This window comes from Hymenobacter rubidus (assembly GCF_016734815.1).
Lineage (GTDB): Bacteria > Bacteroidota > Bacteroidia > Cytophagales > Hymenobacteraceae > Hymenobacter > Hymenobacter rubidus.
In genome coordinates this window covers 37,008-53,524 of the sequence record NZ_JAERQF010000013.1, presented here as the reverse complement: position 1 = coordinate 53,524, position 16,517 = coordinate 37,008, and the positions used below count along the sequence as shown (strand labels likewise).

The window sequence follows — 16,517 nt, the reverse complement described above, 5'->3', positions numbered from 1 at the left end:
GAATTACCAGAATTTAACGTAGAGCGCCATTATCATGAGCAGCGTCACCGCGATGAGGGCCAGCGTGCTGGGCGCCACTTTGAACTGCCCCGCCTCGTAGTGCAGAGCGCGGGGATTGATGGCCGGCCCGGCCAGGCTCATGCTCACCATCAGCACAAACGTGAAGGCGAAAGAGAGGCCCATGCAAATGAGAAAAGGAATCTCGTAGCCGCCGTGGCCGTTGGGGAAGGCGGTGTAAAGCAGCGTTTCATGGCCCAGCACGCCTGGGGCGTAGTTGTTGAAAAACACCGACAGCACGAAGCCCGACAGGATGCCGGCAATGGCGGCCGGTGCGGTCGTACGCTTCCAGAACAGGCCCAGCAGGAATACTGCTACAATGCCCGGCGAGATAAAGCCCGTGTACTTCTGAATGTAAGTGAATCCCCCTTCGCCACCGATGCCTAGCAAGTCCTTCCAGGTGAGCATGATGGCCAGCAGCATGGCGGCAAATACCGTGACCCGGCCCACCCACACCTGCTTCTGCTCCGTTGCGTCTTGGTTGAGGTAGCGCTTGTACACGTCGAGGGTGAAGATGGTGGAAATGGAGTTGACCTTGCCCGCCAGCGAGGCCACAATAGCCGCCGTGAGGGCGGCCAGCGACAAGCCCTTCAGCCCGTTGGGCAGGAAGGTGAGAATGGCCGAGTAAGCGTTGTCGGAGTTGAAGGCGCCGCCGGGGGCCATTTGGGATTGCAGGCTGCCGTTTTTGTGCAGCACATAGGCCGCGATGCCGGGCAGCATCACAATCACGGGCATCAGCAGCTTGAGCATGCCGGCAAACAGGATGCCGGTGCGGGCCGTTTTGAGGTCGGCGCCGAGGGCACGCTGGGTAATGTACTGGTTACAGCCCCAGTAGTTGAGATTCACAATCCACTGGCCGGCGGCATACATGGCGATGCCCGGCACCATCAGGTACTTGTTCACGTCGACCTGCGGCGTGGCCTGGGTGGGCTTGGGGAATATCATGTGGAAGTGGTCGCCGGCGTCGCGCATCATGGCGTTGAAGCCCGCGATGGCGCTGCTGCCCAGCCCGAACTTCTCGCTCACCAGCGTGAGAGCCAGATAAGTAGTGGCCAGGCCGCCGATGATGAGCACCGTCACCTGAATAACGTCGGTGTAGCCCACCACCTTCATGCCCCCCAGCGTGATAATGAGCGCAAACACCGCCAGCGCCACCATAATCAGGTGGAAGCTCTCGGCCCCGCCCACCAGGTTGCTGATGGCCAGCGCCCCGAGGTAGAGAATGGACGTGAGGTTGACCAGCACGTACAAAAACAGCCAGAAAATGCTCATTATCAAGCTCAGCGCCGCATTGTAGCGCTGCTCCAGAAACTGCGGCATGGTATAAATCCGCTGCTTCAGGTAAATCGGCATGAAGAATACGGCCACGATAATGAGCGTGATGGCCGCCACCCATTCGTAGGCGGCCACTGCCACGCCCACCTGAAAGCCGTTGCCGCTCATGCCGATGAACTGTTCAGCCGAAATGTTGGAGGCAATCATGCTCGCCCCAATGGCCCACCACGTCAGCGAGCCCTCGGCCAGAAAGTAGTCACGGGTGTTCATCTGCTCCTGCTGCTTGCTACGGTACACGTAATACCCGTAGGCCGCTACACCCATGAGGTAAAATAGAAAGACCCCCAGGTCGAGCGTATTAAAAGTGTTTTGCATTGCGTGATTAGTTAGAAAAGGCCATGGGCTTGAGGAATGGAATACAAGCGCGCCAAGCAAAGCTGGCCGGATAGGTTCGCCAGTCATAAAATTCGCACGTTTGCCAGCCAGAGCTGGTCGGGGTTGCTTCCAAGGACTCTTCAGAACCAAGGCATAAGATAGCAGCCCCCTGAACGAAGCTGCTGGGGTGAAGAACCGGGGCGGGGGCGTCCGCGCACTCATGATGGCATTTACAGCGCGTGGTCGGTTTTCACGTCCTGCCCCGACCAGATGCGCCGGGCGGTCCATTCCTGCGCTGGCTCGGCCCAGAACGCGTGGCTGGCCGGCAGCCCCAGCGGTAGAAAGGCCGTGGTGCACAAATACAGGCTACCGGTAGAGATGTAACCCTCCCCAATACCGGGTTGATGACCGCACAGTCCGATTTGCAGCCAGCCCTTAGCATCGAAGGTGCCCGGCGCATCCAGCGTGCGGCGCATAACCGCCGTTAGGGCTGCCCGTGCCTGCCCGGCCGGCAGTGTCTCGGGCAGCAGACCTTGTAACGCGCACTGGGCCAAGTGCTGAAAGGCTCCGCAACGGTAAGCCAGGGAACGACCAAAAGCCGCAAAGGAGCCATCCGGGCCCACCAGGCGTTCCTGGACCGCGGCGTAGCGGCGGGCCCGAGTACGAAGCGTTTCCAGCAATTCTTTTCGCTCTTTGCCCACGGCTACCAGCGTGCCCACCACATCCAGTAGCATGGGCTGGATGACGTAGCTGTTGTAGTAATCCCAGTGAAAATCGGGCCCGTCGCCGTACGCTCCATCTCCTTTGTACCAGGTTTGATGCTCCCGAATAGCGTAGTCCATGCGCATGAGGTCGCCGCTACCGCTGAATTTGAGCAACGCAGCCTCAATAATGGCGCTGAACAGCAGCCAGTTGCTGTACACAGGTTTGATGGCTCGGGTGCTTTGCAGCGCCAGCACCAGCTGCTGTTGCGTGTTGGGAGTAAGCTTGGCCCACAGGGCAGTAGGGGCTCTTAATAGGGCATGTGCCAGAAAAGCAGCATCGACTACCGGCTGGCCGCCCTGGGTGAAATTCAGGAAATCGGCATCCGCCGGGTTCACGGCGTGAGCGATGGCTTGGCGGGCCTGCTCGGCGGCGCGCAGCTGGCGCGTGGCCTCGTTGGAGGGCACGTCGGTTGTCTCAAGCCAGGGCGCCAGGCCCGCTAGGGTGCGGCCCAGCGCCTCCAGGTGCGTCACACTGCGCCGCCCGGCTTGCTGGCCAGGGGCGGCCTCCACGGGCATGGCCGCTTTGAGCATTCCGGCGCTGGCCGCCACCAGTACGGGTTCGGCCACGCGCAGCAGGGTGGCCAGCCAGTAAGCGCGTTCATCCGTTGGGCGGGACACCTGGCTAAGTTCCGATGGATGTTCGGCCAGCGTCGGCAGCGGAAGCGCAAGCGCGGATACACCCACCGTGGCCCGGGAGAGGAAGTAGCGGCGTTTCATACGAGATTAGTGATTGAGCACGAGGCCGATTCGATTCCCACGAAGGAATGGGCCAGCAACCAAGCCATATAGGACGTAAACAGGGGCGTGTTGAAGAGCAGGCCGCTCCACAAGCGAAGGACCATATTATCAGAAAGGGGCAGAAGTAACCTTACAGATGGCCACCTCCTCCGTTTGCGCCAAGCGGTTCACCAGCTTGGGCAACGGTACTGCAATACTAAGCTGCCATTACCCCAACCAGGGGGTGCATTTCGGGGAAATAGCGGGTAAATTTTCGCCAGGCTGCAAATCAGGGCCTGCCCATTTGCTAGCCGGTAGTGGCAACTAGCCTGCGCAAGCGCTCAATCCTCATTCGCTACCTGGTTCGCTACGTCCCGGTGTTGCTTAGCGTATTCGGAAGGCGTCATGCCATACAGCTTCTGGAACATCTGCCGGAAATACTTAGCATTTTCGATGCCCACCTCGAAGCCTACTTCGGCCACCCGCAAGGTGGTTTGGGTCAGGAGCTGGGCGGCGCGTTTCAGGCGCACATCACGAATAAACTCAACCACGGTTTGCCCGGTGATGCTCTTGATGCGACGGTAGAAAATCGAGTTGCTCATGGCCATCTCGCCCACCAGTACCTGCACGTTGAAATCGGAGTCACCTAAGTGCTTTTCAACGATGCCCATCGCTTTTTCCAGGAACTCCCGGTCCGCGTCGGCCACTACTATCTCGGTGGGCTGCAGCAAAATGCGGCGCTGGTAGAACTCATGCAGCTTGCGGCGGTTGCGCAGCAGGCCCTCGGCCTTGGCTTGCAGCAGGGTAGGGTTAAAGGGCTTGCTCACATAGTCGTCGGCTCCCATGCCCAGGCCTTCGAGCTGGTGGATTTCGGCCGTGCGGGCGGTGAGCAGTAGCACTGGGATGTGGGCGGTTTTGGGGTGCTGCTTGATTTTCTGGCACAGCTCCAGGCCGTCGGAGCGCGGCATCATCACGTCCGAAATAATGAGGTCGGGCAACTGGGCCAGCGCTTTTTCCCAGCCCACTACGCCGTCTTCGGCAGTTATTACCTGGTAATCCGCCTCGAATAGCTGAACCAGGTACTCGCGCAGCTCGTCGTTGTCCTCTACTAGCAGCAGGTGGGGTGGCCCGGCCGGCGGGGCAGGCTCCACCGCCGTAGGCGCCATCGGTTCTGCGGCTTCATCGGGCACCGGCGGTGGCGTGGGCTCCGTCGGGGCGGCGTTGGGAAGGTCTGGTTGGGCCGGTGCCAGGTCTTCGGGCTGCAGGTGCTGCTGGCCGAAAGGCAGGCGCAGCTCGAAGGTGGTCCCCACGCCCTGGGTGCTGGCCACCGTCAATTGCCCGCCGTGGCGCTGGGCAAACTGCTGGGCCAGGGCCAGGCCAATGCCGGTGCCCGTCATGCGCAGCGTGTTGGTGTGCGAAGCCTGATAGTAGGGGTCGAAAATGCGCGGCAGCTCGTGCGGCGCAATGCCCACGCCGGTGTCCGACACCATTATTTTCAAGTAGTTGCCGGTCAGCTGGCCTTGCTCATACACGGCATTGCCGCCGGCATCGCCCACCACCGAGGCGCCCAGCTCCACCCGGCCTTTGTCGCGCACGTACTTGAAGGCGTTGGCCAGCAGGTTGGTCAAAATGATTTCCAGCTTGCTGCGGTCGAAAAACAGCTCTACTGGCTCGGCAGGTAGCTGCAGCTGGTAGTGCACGGCGCGCTCTTGGGCTTTCAGCTGGAAGCTGGCAAACTGTTCGGTCAGAAAGGGCAACACGTTGCCGTAGCTGGCGCGCAGGGGCACGTTGCCGGTTTCCACCTTGCGAAAATCGAGCAGCTGGTTCACCAAATCCAGCAGCTTCTGGGCCTGGCGCTGCATCAGCTGCACCTTGGTTTGCACGCCCACCATCGCACCGAGGCTACTGATAACGTCCTCCATCGGCCCCAGAATGAGGGTGAGCGGCGTGCGCAGCTCGTGGCTGATACTGGTAAAAAAGCCCAGTTTGAGATTGGTCAGCTCCTTCTCTTTTTCCGCCTGAAACTGCTCCAATACCAGGCGGCTTTTTAGTTGCTGCTGGCTCATTTCAATGCGGCGGTATAGCGCTACGGCGCCCAGTAGCAGCAGCGCGTAAAGCCCATACGCCCAGGCGGTTTTGTACCAAGGGGCGCGTACGTCGAAGTGCATGATGGCGGGCTGGACCGACCAGCTGCCTTCTCCGTTGCTGGCTTTCACGCGCAGGGTATACTGGCCAGGCGGCAGGTTAGCGAAGCTGGCCGAGCGCTGGCCGGGCGGCGGCGTCACCCAACCGGCGTTGTAGCCTTCGAGCTGGTAGGCATAGCGGTTTTTCTGCGGGTTGGCGTAGTTCAAGCCCACAAATTCGACCGAAAAGTCGTTGTCGCCGGGCCGGATAACCACCGTTTGCGGTTCCGACAAGGGCCGCGTTAGCAGCACCCGGCCGTTGAAGGGCTGGCCCACAGCCACGGGCTGGCTGGCAATACGCAGGCCCGTGAGCTGCACCACCGGGGCATGCGGGTTGGGCTGAATGGTGGCCGGTTGGAAATAACTCACCCCGTTGATGCCCCCGAAATACAGGGTGCCGTCGGCCCCGCGGTCGGCAGCCCCCACCTTAAAGGCGTTGCTCTGCAAGCCGTCGGCCACGTCGTAGCGCAGGTAGCGGCGGGTGCCGGGCGAATAGCGGTAAAGGCCCGTGCCGCCAATCCAGAGCTGGCCGGCATCGTCGGCCATGATGCTCTCTACATCGCTCTCCGGCAGGTATTTATGCAGGTTGTGCACTGTCTCGCGGCCCTGCGAGTCGGTATTAAGCTGATGCAGGCCGCCGCCGATGGTGCCAATCCAGAGGGTACCCTGGCGGTCGAGTAGCAGGGGCCATACGAAGTTTACCAGTAGGCCATCGGCCGCGTCGGGCTGGTGCCGGAGCTGCCGGAGTATCTGCAGCGAGTCGGGCGTAGCGCGCAGCTTCAGCAGGCCCTGGTCGGTGGTGCTGGCCCACAGCACATCCTGGTGCGGGTCGTAGAGCAGAAACGAGAAAATGTTGGTGGGCAGGCCGCTGTTTTCCATGCGGTAGTTACCCAAAAACTCACCGCTCAGGCTGAATTTGAACAGTCCCGCGCCGTAGGTGGCCACCCACAGGTGCCCGTATCGGTCCTCGGTTATGCGCTCAATGTTGATGGTATTAAGCCGAATGCCGTTGGGCAGCTGGTTGTAAGTGGTTAGCTTTTCGCGGCCGTTTTGGCGCGTGAGGCTAACCAGGCCGCGGCTGCGGGTGCCAAACCACAGCGTGCCGTTGCTGGCCTTGAAAACTGCCGATACATCTACGCCGCGGGTGCCGCCGTCTTTGCTGGTGTAGCTGCGGTAGGTCTGGCGGGCCAGGTCGTAGGCCTGTACCCCGTTGCGGGTGCCCAGCCACAGCGTGTTGGTGGCCTCTTCCTTGTAAATGGCGTTGATGTAGTTGTTGGCCAGCGCGGTTTGCCCGGTGCGCTGGCGGCGCAGCTGGCCGAAAGGCTTCTGGCGCAGGTCTACTTTGTTCAGGCCCCCCGCCGAAGCACACAGCCACATCACCTGGGTGCGGTCTTCAAAAATCTGATGAACCCGCTCCGAATTGATGCTGAAGGGCTCGCCATCGGCGGGTAACAGCAGGGTAGGAGCGGGGCGCAGGGGCGGCGCCTGACCCGTCACGGCGCCCGCCTCCCACACATACAGCCCGTAGATGGTGCCCACCCACAAGCGCCCGAACGAATCGAGCAGCATGGACTGCAGCTGCGGATAGGCGATGGGCTGCGGATGGGTGGTTAGCTCGCGCACGGCCCGGCGGTTGGCCGCGCTCACCCAAAACACGCGCTGGTCGGAGCCAATCCACAGGTCGCCGCGTCGGTCTACCTGCAGCACCCGCACCAGCTCGGTGAAAGCCGTGGCTTCTATGGCCAGGGCGGTGCTGCCGGCCCGCACCACGCCCAGGCCGTGGTCGTAGGTGCCCACCCACACGTTGCCTTCGGCATCGGTGGCCAGGCTGCTTAGGGCATAGGTCGCCGGCGCGTTGGCGGCAAAGGGCACCCGGCGAATGGTGGCGAGGTGGGCCTGCTTGTCGAATGCCAGCACAAACAAGCCCGCCCATTGGGTGCCCACCCACAGCTGGCCTTGCCCATCCGAAGCCAGGCCCATGATGCTGACGCCCAGTAGCTGCCGCACCAATGGCCGGTAAGCAGCGGGCGCGGCAGCCTCGTTCAGCGTCGTGAGCTTGTCAGTCGCGGCATCGTAGTAGCCCAGGCCGGCCCGCTCGGTGCCCACCCACAGGCGGCCGTTGGGGGCCAGGTGCAACACTTTGATGCGGTTGCCGGAAACGCCCTCGCGGGTGATGGGCAGGGTGTAGGTTTTGAGGCTGTAGCCGTCGTAGCGGTCGAGGCCCCGGTTGGTGCCCACCCAAATAAAGCCGGCGCGGTCCTGGGCCACGGCCATGGCGTCGGAGTGCGACAAGCCCTGGTCGACGGTGAGGTGCTCGAAGCGAAACTCGCTCGGCGCGGTATCCTGCGCCCGCGCCGTCAGAGCTAGCCAGATTAGCAAAAAAGAAGCGGCAAATTTCCGGTGCACGGAGGCCATAAATGCGGTGGGTGGGATAGAGGAGTGCCGCTAGCAGTAGTTCCAACGGTAGCATTATTGAAAAGCGGCGCTGAACGCCGCCGCGGCTGCCAAGAACAGAGCCGGCATCGGCGGCGGTGCCCAGTCTGTTTTGGAGTGCTACAGGGATGCAAGGTAGCACGCGGTGCCAACTGCCGAAAAGCGTCGATTTCGGAATATCCCCCCTTTAGTCAGTCCTTGTTCTGTCTAAATAATGCTGATTAACAATTATATAATAGCTAAATACAGTGCTGTTTAGGCGTTGATGCATCCTGCCGGGAGGCGTGATTTTGTGAATTATCCCCCCGCAATTCGATGGGAATCCCCCCCTATAAATGGTTTTGAGCAGGCCTACTTTTGTTCGGTCCAAGCACCAGGGCACAATCGATTGATTGTGATTGAGCATTTACTCACTTCGGTCGTCGGTAGCCGTTTCCATGATGTGGACACTACAGCAATTTCCCACCCACTGTACCCAACTTTCCTTCAATCCTATGCGAAAACCCTTACCCTCAAGGGCCCTGCGCCGGCTATTGCTATTAGCAGCGGCAGGCGTGGCCGGCACCACAGTTGCCCAGGCGCAGGTGATGAATATGCCGGTGATGCCGCCGCGCGCCACCACGCCCGGCGACACCACCAAAACCCCGGACCAGTCGATGCCGGCCATCACCGTCTTCACCCCGTCCGTGACGGACGAAAACGGCGAGCCGCTGCGGGGCGTGACCCTGGCCAACGGCGGCGCCAACAGCTACACCGTCGTGACCGACTCGCTGGGCCAGGCCCGGATGCCAGACGTGAAGGCCGGTGAAACCCTGACGGTGAGCATCGAAGGCTCGGTGATTCGGCGCTACACAGCCACCGACGACCTCACGCCCATCATCCTGCTCGACACCAAGAACCCGGCCGTGGCCCGCCTCAAGCCGGTGCGCCTGCTCTTCGGCACCAGCCTGCCGGCCGACCTCACGGCCGCCTCGACGCAGACCGTGTACAACGCCGCGCTGCTGCGCCTGCCCGTGACGTCGTTTGTGACGGCGCTGGCCGGGCAGGGGGCCGGCCTGCAGGTAACGCAGATTTCGGGGCAGCCGGGCAGCGACGCGGGCAGCGCCTCGCTGCTGGGCCGCTTTCCCACAGTGGTAATTGACGGCGTGGTGCGGCCCATCTACAACTTCGATTTGGAGGAGATTGAGTCGGTGACGCTGCTGAAGGATGCGCTGAGCACCTCCATGCTGGGCGTGCGCAACACCAACGGCGGCATCCTGAACGTGACGACGCGCCGGGGCACGCCCGGGCAGCCGCGCATCTCGTTCACGGTGCAGTCGGCCATTCAGGAGCCCATCAAGCTGCCCAAGCCGCTGGATGCCTACAACTACGCCAGCCTGTATAACGAGGCGCAGACGAACGACAACGCCGCCAATCCGGTGGCCGGCTTCCAGCCCCGCTTTTCGGCCGACGACCTGCAGAAGTACCGCGACGGCTCGGACCCCATCGGCCACCCCAACGTGAACTGGTTCGACCAGCTGCTCAAGAAGTCGTCGAAGCTGGACCGCTACACGTTTTCGGCCACTGGCGGCAACAAGTTCTCGCGCTACTTCGTGAGCCTGGAGCACCTGAGCCAGACGGGCCTGCTGAAAACCAGCGACATCAACAAGTACAACACCAGCAACGACTACAAGGCCTACATCGTCCGCTCGAACGTGGATTTGCAGCTGAGCAAGAAGCTCACCGGCGGCATCGGCCTGCTGGGCCGCATCCTGACCTCGAACGACACGGGCGCCAACTTCGGGCAGGGCCTGCCGTCCATCCTCAACGCCCTTTACAACACGCCGGCGCTGGCCTACCCGGTGTACAACGCCAACGGCAGCTACGGCGGCACGCAGCAGTTCCAGAACAACCTGTGGGCCCAGACCATCGGCTCGGGCTACCGGCAGCTTTACAACCGCGACGTGGTGGCCGACTTCTACCTGCGCCGCACCCTGGACGAGGTGACGCCCGGCCTGTGGGTGAAGGCGATGGCCTCGTACTACGCCAGCCTCTCCGAGACGGTGTACCGCGACAAAACCTTCGCCGTGTTTGTGCAGGGCGCCAATGCCGCCGGCCAGCCCACCTACACGCAGTACGGCACCAACGGCGACCAGCAGAACAACAACGGCGTCAACTTCCAGAACAACACCACCTACCTGGAGGCGGACCTGGGCTACGACCGGCAGCTGGGCAACCACGGCCTGCACGCCGTGGCGCTGGCCTCGCGCCAGTCGCTGCTCCAGGATTCGGACCTGCCCTACACGGTGCAGGGCCTCTCGGGCCGGGCGTCGTACAACTACAAGGGCAAGTACGTGGCCGAGCTGGCCTTCGGCCTGAACGGCTCGAACCGCTACCCCGACAACGGCGACTTCAAGTACGGCTTTTTCCCCTCGGCCGGCCTGGCCTGGAACATGTCGCGCGAGGATTTCATGAAGGGCACCCAGCCCTGGCTCTCGTACCTGAAGCTGTACGGCTCTTACGGCCTGACCGGCAACGACGTGCCGGGCTACTTCACCTACATTCAGACTTACTTCGATACCTCGGCGCCCTACTTCGGCACGGGTGCCGGCACGCAGTTCTCTAACAGCGAGCAGGTGCTGGCCTCGCGCAACCGCACCTGGGAAAAAGGCCGCAAGCTGAGTCTGGGCCTGCAGGGCGCCGTGCTCGACAACCACCTGGGCTTCACGGTGGAGTACTACAACTCGCTGTACTACGACCTGTTGCAGCAGCGCGGCCGCAGCAGCACGCTCATCGGCCAGCTGTACCCCGATGAGAACATCGGCCGTAACCGCTACCAGGGCCTCACCACCCAGCTCAGCTACCAGCAGAACTTCGGCCAGCTCAGCCTGCTGGCGGCCGTGAACGTGGGCGTGCAGTACTCGAAAGTGGAGTATCAGGACGAGGTGTACCGGCCCTATCCCTGGATGCAGCGCACCGGCCAGCCGGTGGGCCAGGCGTTTGGCTACGTGGCCGACGGCCTGTTCCAGAACCAGGCCGAGATTCAGGGCGCCGCCACCATCGTGGGCTACACGCCCCAGCCCGGCGACATCCGCTACAAGGACCTGAACGGCGACGGCGTGATTAACCAGTTCGACGTGGCCCCCATCGGCCGCAGCAACCCCAGCATTCCGTTTGGCCTGACGCTGGGCGCCCGCTACAAAGGCTTCGACTTCACCACCCTGCTGCAGGGCAGCCTGAGCCGCGTCATCTACCTGAGCGGCGCTTCGGAGTACGCCTTCCAGAACGGCGGCTTTGGCGGGGCCTTCGAGCAGCACCTCGACCGCTGGACGCCCAGCAACCCCGGCGCCAGCTACCCGCGCCTGAGCCTGGGCAACAACCTGAACAACTACGCCCCCACCAGCAGCTACTGGCTGCACGATGACAGCTACATGCGCCTCAAGAACGTGGAGCTGGGCTACACCCTGCCCCTGAACCTGAGCAAGCGCGTGCGCCTGCAGGGCATTCGCTTCTTCGCCAACGGCACCAACCTGGTGACCTTCAGCCAGTACGACCGCGTGGACCCGGAGATTTTCACCGCCGCGTACCCGCAGCAGCGCCTCATCAACTTCGGCGTCAACCTCAAGCTCTAATTCCCACCCGCCGCTTCTGTTCCGATGAATACGAAACTATACGCCGCGGCCCTGGCCGCCGTGCTGGCCCTAGGCACCACCGCCTGCCAGAAAGACCCCGAAACCGAGCCGCGCAACCTCATCCGCGACGACACGGAGTGGGACGCCAAGGACCGCAACGCCACCGTGGCGCTGTATTTCTTCAACGACCTGTTCAACTACCTGCCCGGCGGCTTCAACCGCATCGGGGCGTTCACGGGCCCCGGCGACTTCCTGGCCGCCGCCACCGACGACGCCCTGCCCTCGCGTCTGAACTCGCCGGCGCAGTACTTCACCAACGGCACCATCAGCGTGGTGAACAACCCCGACGCCTACTGGAGCTCGGCCTACGCCGGCATCCGCCGCGTCAACATCTTCCTGGCCAACATCGACCGCGTGCCCGCCCTGCCGGCCAACATCGTGATTTGGAAGGCCGAAGCCCGCTTCATCCGGGCCATGCTCTACTTCGAGCTGCTGAAGCGCTACGGCGGCGTGCCGCTCATCGGCGACAAGATTTTTACACTCGACGACGACCTGTCGGTGCCGCGCAACACCTACGCCGAAACGGTGAATTACATCGTGAGCGAGTGCGACCTCATCAAGCCCGACCTGCGCCTGCCTTCGGCCATTCCGGACGGCGAGTGGGGCCGGATTCCGCGCACGGCCGCTTTCGCCCTCAAGAGCCGCCTGCTGCTCTACGCCGCCAGCCCGCTCTTCAACGGCGGGCAGGTGAACGGCGCCGGCGACCGCCAGGGCTACCCCACCGCCGACGCCAACCGCTGGCAGCTGGCCCTCACCGCCGCCCAGGACCTCATCGCCCTGAACGCGCACTCGCTGATAATGACGCCCACGGCCACGGCCTTCCCCAGCGTGTTCACTACCAAGAAGAACAGCGAAATCATCCTGGCCAAGCAGGCCAGCAACAACACCACGCTGGAAAACTGGAACGCGCCCATGGGCTACGGCGCCCCGGCCGCCAGCCAGGGCCTCACCAGCCCCAGCCAGAACTTCGTGGATGCCTTCCCGATGCTCTCGGGCGCGGCCATCACCGACGCCGGCTCGGGCTACAGCGCCCAGAACCCCTACGCCAACCGCGACCCGCGCCTGCTGTTCTCGGTGTTTGCCAACGGCGTGACCACCGGCACCACCACCCCCGGCAGCCGCTGGCTGAGCCGCAACGTGGAAACCTTCGACGGCGGCCGCGACCGGCCCGGCGGCGGGGCCGTACAGACGCGCACCGGCTACTACCTGCGCAAGTTCCTGGGCGATTTCACCACCGCGACCGCCTACTCCAACCAGAGCCACAACTTCCCCATTTTCCGTTACGCCGAGACGCTGCTCAACGCCGCTGAGGCCCTCAACGAGCTGGGCCGCACCACCGAGGCGCTGACCCTGCTGCTGCCCCTGCGGCAGCGGGCGGGCCTCACGCCGGGCACCAACAGCCGCTACGGCATCCCGGCCACGCTGAGCCAGAGTGACGCCCGCACGTTCATCCGCAACGAGCGCCGCATCGAGCTGGGCTTTGAGGAGCACCGCTTCTGGGATTTGCGCCGCTGGAAAACGGCCGAGAACGTGCTCAACGGCCCGCTCTACGGCGTGCAGATTACGAAAGGCGGCACTACTACGGCGCCCACCTACACCTACACGACCACCACGGCCGCCAATATGACCTGGCAGCCCCGGCTCTACTACATGCCGCTGCCCTACGACGAGACCACCAAGAACCTGAACCTGACGCAGAACCCTGGCTGGTAGGAGGGGAGCGGGTGAGGAAGGGAGAAGAGAGGAGGGAAAGTGCGAATGAGGAAGCCAAGTCTGCGCCTCACCAAAAAACGCTTCTGACACTTCATCACACCCCATCTCCCTTTCTCCCCCACTTACCACCTCCCCATTTCACCACTGATTTTCCCACCCGACTTATGAAAAACTTTTTATTCATTGTTTTCCTGCTGGTACTGAGCACCCTCGGCCAGCGGGCGGCGGCGCAGAGCCGGACGGTGCAGGGCACCGTGCGCGACGCGCAAGGTCCCGTGCCCGGCGTGGCCGTGTACGAGAAGGACCTGACTTCGAACGGTACCACCACCGACCCCGAAGGCCGGTATAGTCTGGCCATCAAGGGCAAGAGCGGCATCCTGGTGTTTCGCTCGGTGAACTACAAGCTGAGCGAGGTGCAAGTGGGCACCCGCACCAGCGTGGACGTGAAGCTGGAATCGGCCGACCAGAGCCTTGATGAGGTGACGGTGGTGGGCTTCGGCGAGCAGAAGAAGATTACGCAGACCGGCTCGGTGAGCCAGGTGAGCGGCAAGGACATTCGGGAAAACCCCTCGGCCAGCTTGCAGAACACGCTGGTGGGCCGCCTGCCGGGCTTCTTCTCGCAGCAGCCTTCGGGCCGGCCGGGCGCCGACGGCGCGCAGTTCTTCATCCGCGGCATCAGCTCCTACAACGGCAACAACCAGCCGCTCATCATCGTCGACGACGTGCAGTACAGCTACGACCAGTTTGCCCGCCTCGACCCCAACGAGATTGAAAGCCTGGCCATTTTGAAAGACGCCGCCACTACCGCCATCTACGGCGTGCGCGGGGCCAACGGCGTGGTGGTCGTCACCACCCGCCGCGGCAAAGACGGCCCGCCCCAGATTTCGGCCCGCGTGGAGTTTGGCCTGACGCAGCCCACCAAGTTCACCCACTACCTCGACGCGGCCGAGTCGGCCCGCCTCTACGACCAGGCCCAAATTAACGACAACGAGTTCAACCCCGTGGCCGGCTTCAAGCCGCGCTTCTCGGACGATGATATTCAGAAATTCCGCGACGGCTCGGACCCCTACGGCCACCCCAACGTGAACTGGCGCAAGGTGCTCTTCAAGGACTGGAGCCAGCAGTACCGCGCCAACGTGGACATGAGCGGCGGCTCGCAGCGGGTGAAGTACTTCGTGTCGGTGGGCTACCTCTACCAGAACGGCCTGCTGAACGATTTCGGCAGCGACGCCGGCGTGAACAGCAACTACTTCCACCAGCGCTACAACTACCGCTCGAACCTCGACATCAACATCACCAAGGGCCTCGACGCGCGCATCGACCTCTACGGCAACTTCGGCCAGGTGAACATTCCGCGGGTGAACACGCCGTTTAGCTCGGCCTTCAACGCCAACGACGACGTGTTCTACGACTACAGCAGCTTTCCCACGCTGGCGCCGTTTGCCTACCCCATCTACAACCCCGACGGCTCGTACGGCTACAGCAAATGGTCGCGCGATGTGAACTCGGGCTACAACGTGAACAACATCGTGGGCCGCCTCACTAACAACGGCTACCGCCGCAACAACGAGAACAACATCAACGGCGTGTTCTCCCTGAAGCAGGACCTGGGCGTATTTGCGGATGGGCTGAAGGGCCTGAACGTGACCGGCCGCCTGGCCTACACCAGCAACTACGGCTACTACCGCCAGATGACGCGCACCGATTTCCCGTCGTTCATCTACACGCCGGCCAGCGGCAGCACGCCCGAAAACTACGAGGCCCGCGACCCCAACCTCTACCGCACCCGCCCCTTCGCGCTGGGCTACTCGGGCGGCAGCACCTCGCGCGTGGTGAACCTGCAGGCCATTGTGAACTACGACCGCACTTTCGGCAAGCACCACGTGTACGGCCTGGCGCTGTACAACCGCAACGCCAACACGGCTGCCAACAGCGACTACACCTACAACTTCATCCCGAGCAACTACCTGGGCTACTCGGGCCGCCTGGGCTACGACTACGACAACCGCTACCTGTTCCAGGTGAACGGGGCTTACAACGGCTCCGACCGCTTCAACGCCGACAACCGCTACGGCTTGTTCCCGGCCGTGTCGGCGGGCTGGAACGTGGCCGAGGAGTCGTTCTTCCGCGACGCCGTGCCGGCCGTGACCTACCTGAAGCTGCGCGGCAGCTACGGCTTGGTGGGCAACGACGCGCTGGGCAACCAGTTCACCTACTATTACCAGCAGAACTACGGCAGCAGCACCGCCTACGACTTCGGCCTGAACAGCACCGGCGCGCCGGGCATTGCAGAAGGCCGCCTGGCCAACAACGACGTGACCTGGGAGAAGGAGAAAAAGCTTGACGTGGCCGTGGAATTCCGCCTGTTCAAGGACCAGCTCTTCGGCAGCGCCGACTTCTTCAACAACGACCGGTACGACATCCTGACCACCCGCGGCACGGTGTCGAGCATCTTCGGCCAGTCCTTGCCACCCGTGAACCTGGGCCGCGTGAACAACCGTGGCTACGAGCTGGAGCTGGGCTACCAGAGCCCCATTTCGAAGGACTTCTCCTGGTCGATTAAGGGCAACTACTCGTTTGCCAAGAACAAGATTCTGTTTCAGGACGAGCCCGTGCCGCAGTACGAGTACCAGCGCTTCACCGGCAACAGCATCGGCCAGCAGCGCGTGTACATCTTCCAAGGCTTCTACAGCGCCGCCGACATTGCCAGTTCCGACGTGGCCAAGCCGGCCGCCGGCGCCCGCCCCGGCGACCTGAAGTACCAGGACCTGAACGGCGACGGCATCATCAACGACTTCGACCGCAAGGTGACCGGCCTGCCCAACCTGCCCAACACCACCTACGGCGTGAACCTAGGCGCCCGCTACAAGGGCCTGAGCGTGAGCGTGCTATTTCAGGGCGCGAGCAACTTCAACGTGTCGGGTGCCAGCGAGGCCATCAAGGCCTTCACCGCCAACCTGAGCGCCGTGCACCAAAACGCCTGGACGCCCGAATTGGGCGACAACGCCCAGTACCCGCGCCTGACGCTGCTCGGCGGCATCAGCGACCCCAGCGCCAACCAGTCGACCTTCTGGCAGATTTCGGGCAATTATGTACGCCTCAAAACCGCGCAAATCAACTTCGACTTGCCCACCAGCTTCATGCGCTACCTGGGCATTCCCTCGGCCCGCATCTACGCCAACGGCACCAACCTGCTCACCTGGTCGGCCGTCGACAAGCTCTACGACTTCGACCCCGAGGTGACGCTCAACACCTCGCGCCCGCTCTACCCGCCGCAGCGCCTCATCAACTTCGGTTTGAGCGTCACTTTCTAGCCCGACTTCCCACCC

At 62.8% G+C, this 16,517-nt stretch carries 6 protein-coding genes; 3 read left to right on the top strand and 3 right to left on the bottom strand.

The window, feature by feature from the left end; all coding sequences use genetic code 11:
* Positions 1-3: 3 nt before the first annotated feature.
* From JKL48_RS11100 to JKL48_RS11090, 3 genes are all read right to left on the bottom strand, one after another.
* On the bottom strand, positions 4-1,707 hold the full coding sequence (locus JKL48_RS11100) for a sodium:solute symporter family transporter (RefSeq protein ID WP_201982398.1): 1,704 nt from the start codon (positions 1,705-1,707) through the stop codon (positions 4-6).
* 230 nt (positions 1,708-1,937) lie between these two features.
* On the bottom strand, positions 1,938-3,188 hold the full coding sequence (locus tag JKL48_RS11095) for a DUF2264 domain-containing protein (RefSeq protein ID WP_201982397.1): 1,251 nt from the start codon (positions 3,186-3,188) through the stop codon (positions 1,938-1,940).
* A gap of 341 nt (positions 3,189-3,529) precedes the next feature.
* The gene (locus JKL48_RS11090) at positions 3,530-7,750 is read right to left on the bottom strand and encodes a hybrid sensor histidine kinase/response regulator transcription factor (protein ID WP_201982396.1); all 4,221 of its coding nucleotides are present in this window, start codon (positions 7,748-7,750) and stop codon (positions 3,530-3,532) included.
* Positions 7,751-8,298: 548 nt separating this feature from the next.
* Here JKL48_RS11090 and JKL48_RS11085 point away from each other — a divergent pair.
* From JKL48_RS11085 to JKL48_RS11075, 3 genes are all read left to right on the top strand, one after another.
* Complete coding sequence (locus JKL48_RS11085; RefSeq protein ID WP_201982395.1) at positions 8,299-11,415, top strand: SusC/RagA family TonB-linked outer membrane protein; 3,117 nt, start codon at positions 8,299-8,301, stop codon at positions 11,413-11,415.
* A 24-nt stretch (positions 11,416-11,439) separates the two neighbouring features.
* Positions 11,440-13,188, top strand: coding sequence for a RagB/SusD family nutrient uptake outer membrane protein (locus JKL48_RS11080; RefSeq protein WP_201982394.1), 1,749 nt, complete (start codon positions 11,440-11,442; stop codon positions 13,186-13,188).
* A gap of 164 nt (positions 13,189-13,352) precedes the next feature.
* Positions 13,353-16,502: a SusC/RagA family TonB-linked outer membrane protein gene (locus tag JKL48_RS11075; protein ID WP_201982392.1), complete on the top strand. Its 3,150-nt coding sequence runs from the start codon at positions 13,353-13,355 to the stop codon at positions 16,500-16,502.
* The last annotated feature ends 15 nt before the right edge of the window (positions 16,503-16,517 follow it).

Bases quoted from the DNA above. Each gene is read 5' to 3' on its own strand.
- JKL48_RS11100 (WP_201982398.1), bottom strand. From the start codon at position 1,707: ATGCAAAACACTTTTAATACGCTCGACCTGGGGGTCTTTCTATTTTAC.
- JKL48_RS11095 (WP_201982397.1), bottom strand. From the start codon at position 3,188: ATGAAACGCCGCTACTTCCTCTCCCGGGCCACGGTGGGTGTATCCGCG.
- JKL48_RS11085 (WP_201982395.1), top strand. From the start codon at position 8,299: ATGCGAAAACCCTTACCCTCAAGGGCCCTGCGCCGGCTATTGCTATTA.
- JKL48_RS11080 (WP_201982394.1), top strand. From the start codon at position 11,440: ATGAATACGAAACTATACGCCGCGGCCCTGGCCGCCGTGCTGGCCCTA.
- JKL48_RS11075 (WP_201982392.1), top strand. From the start codon at position 13,353: ATGAAAAACTTTTTATTCATTGTTTTCCTGCTGGTACTGAGCACCCTC.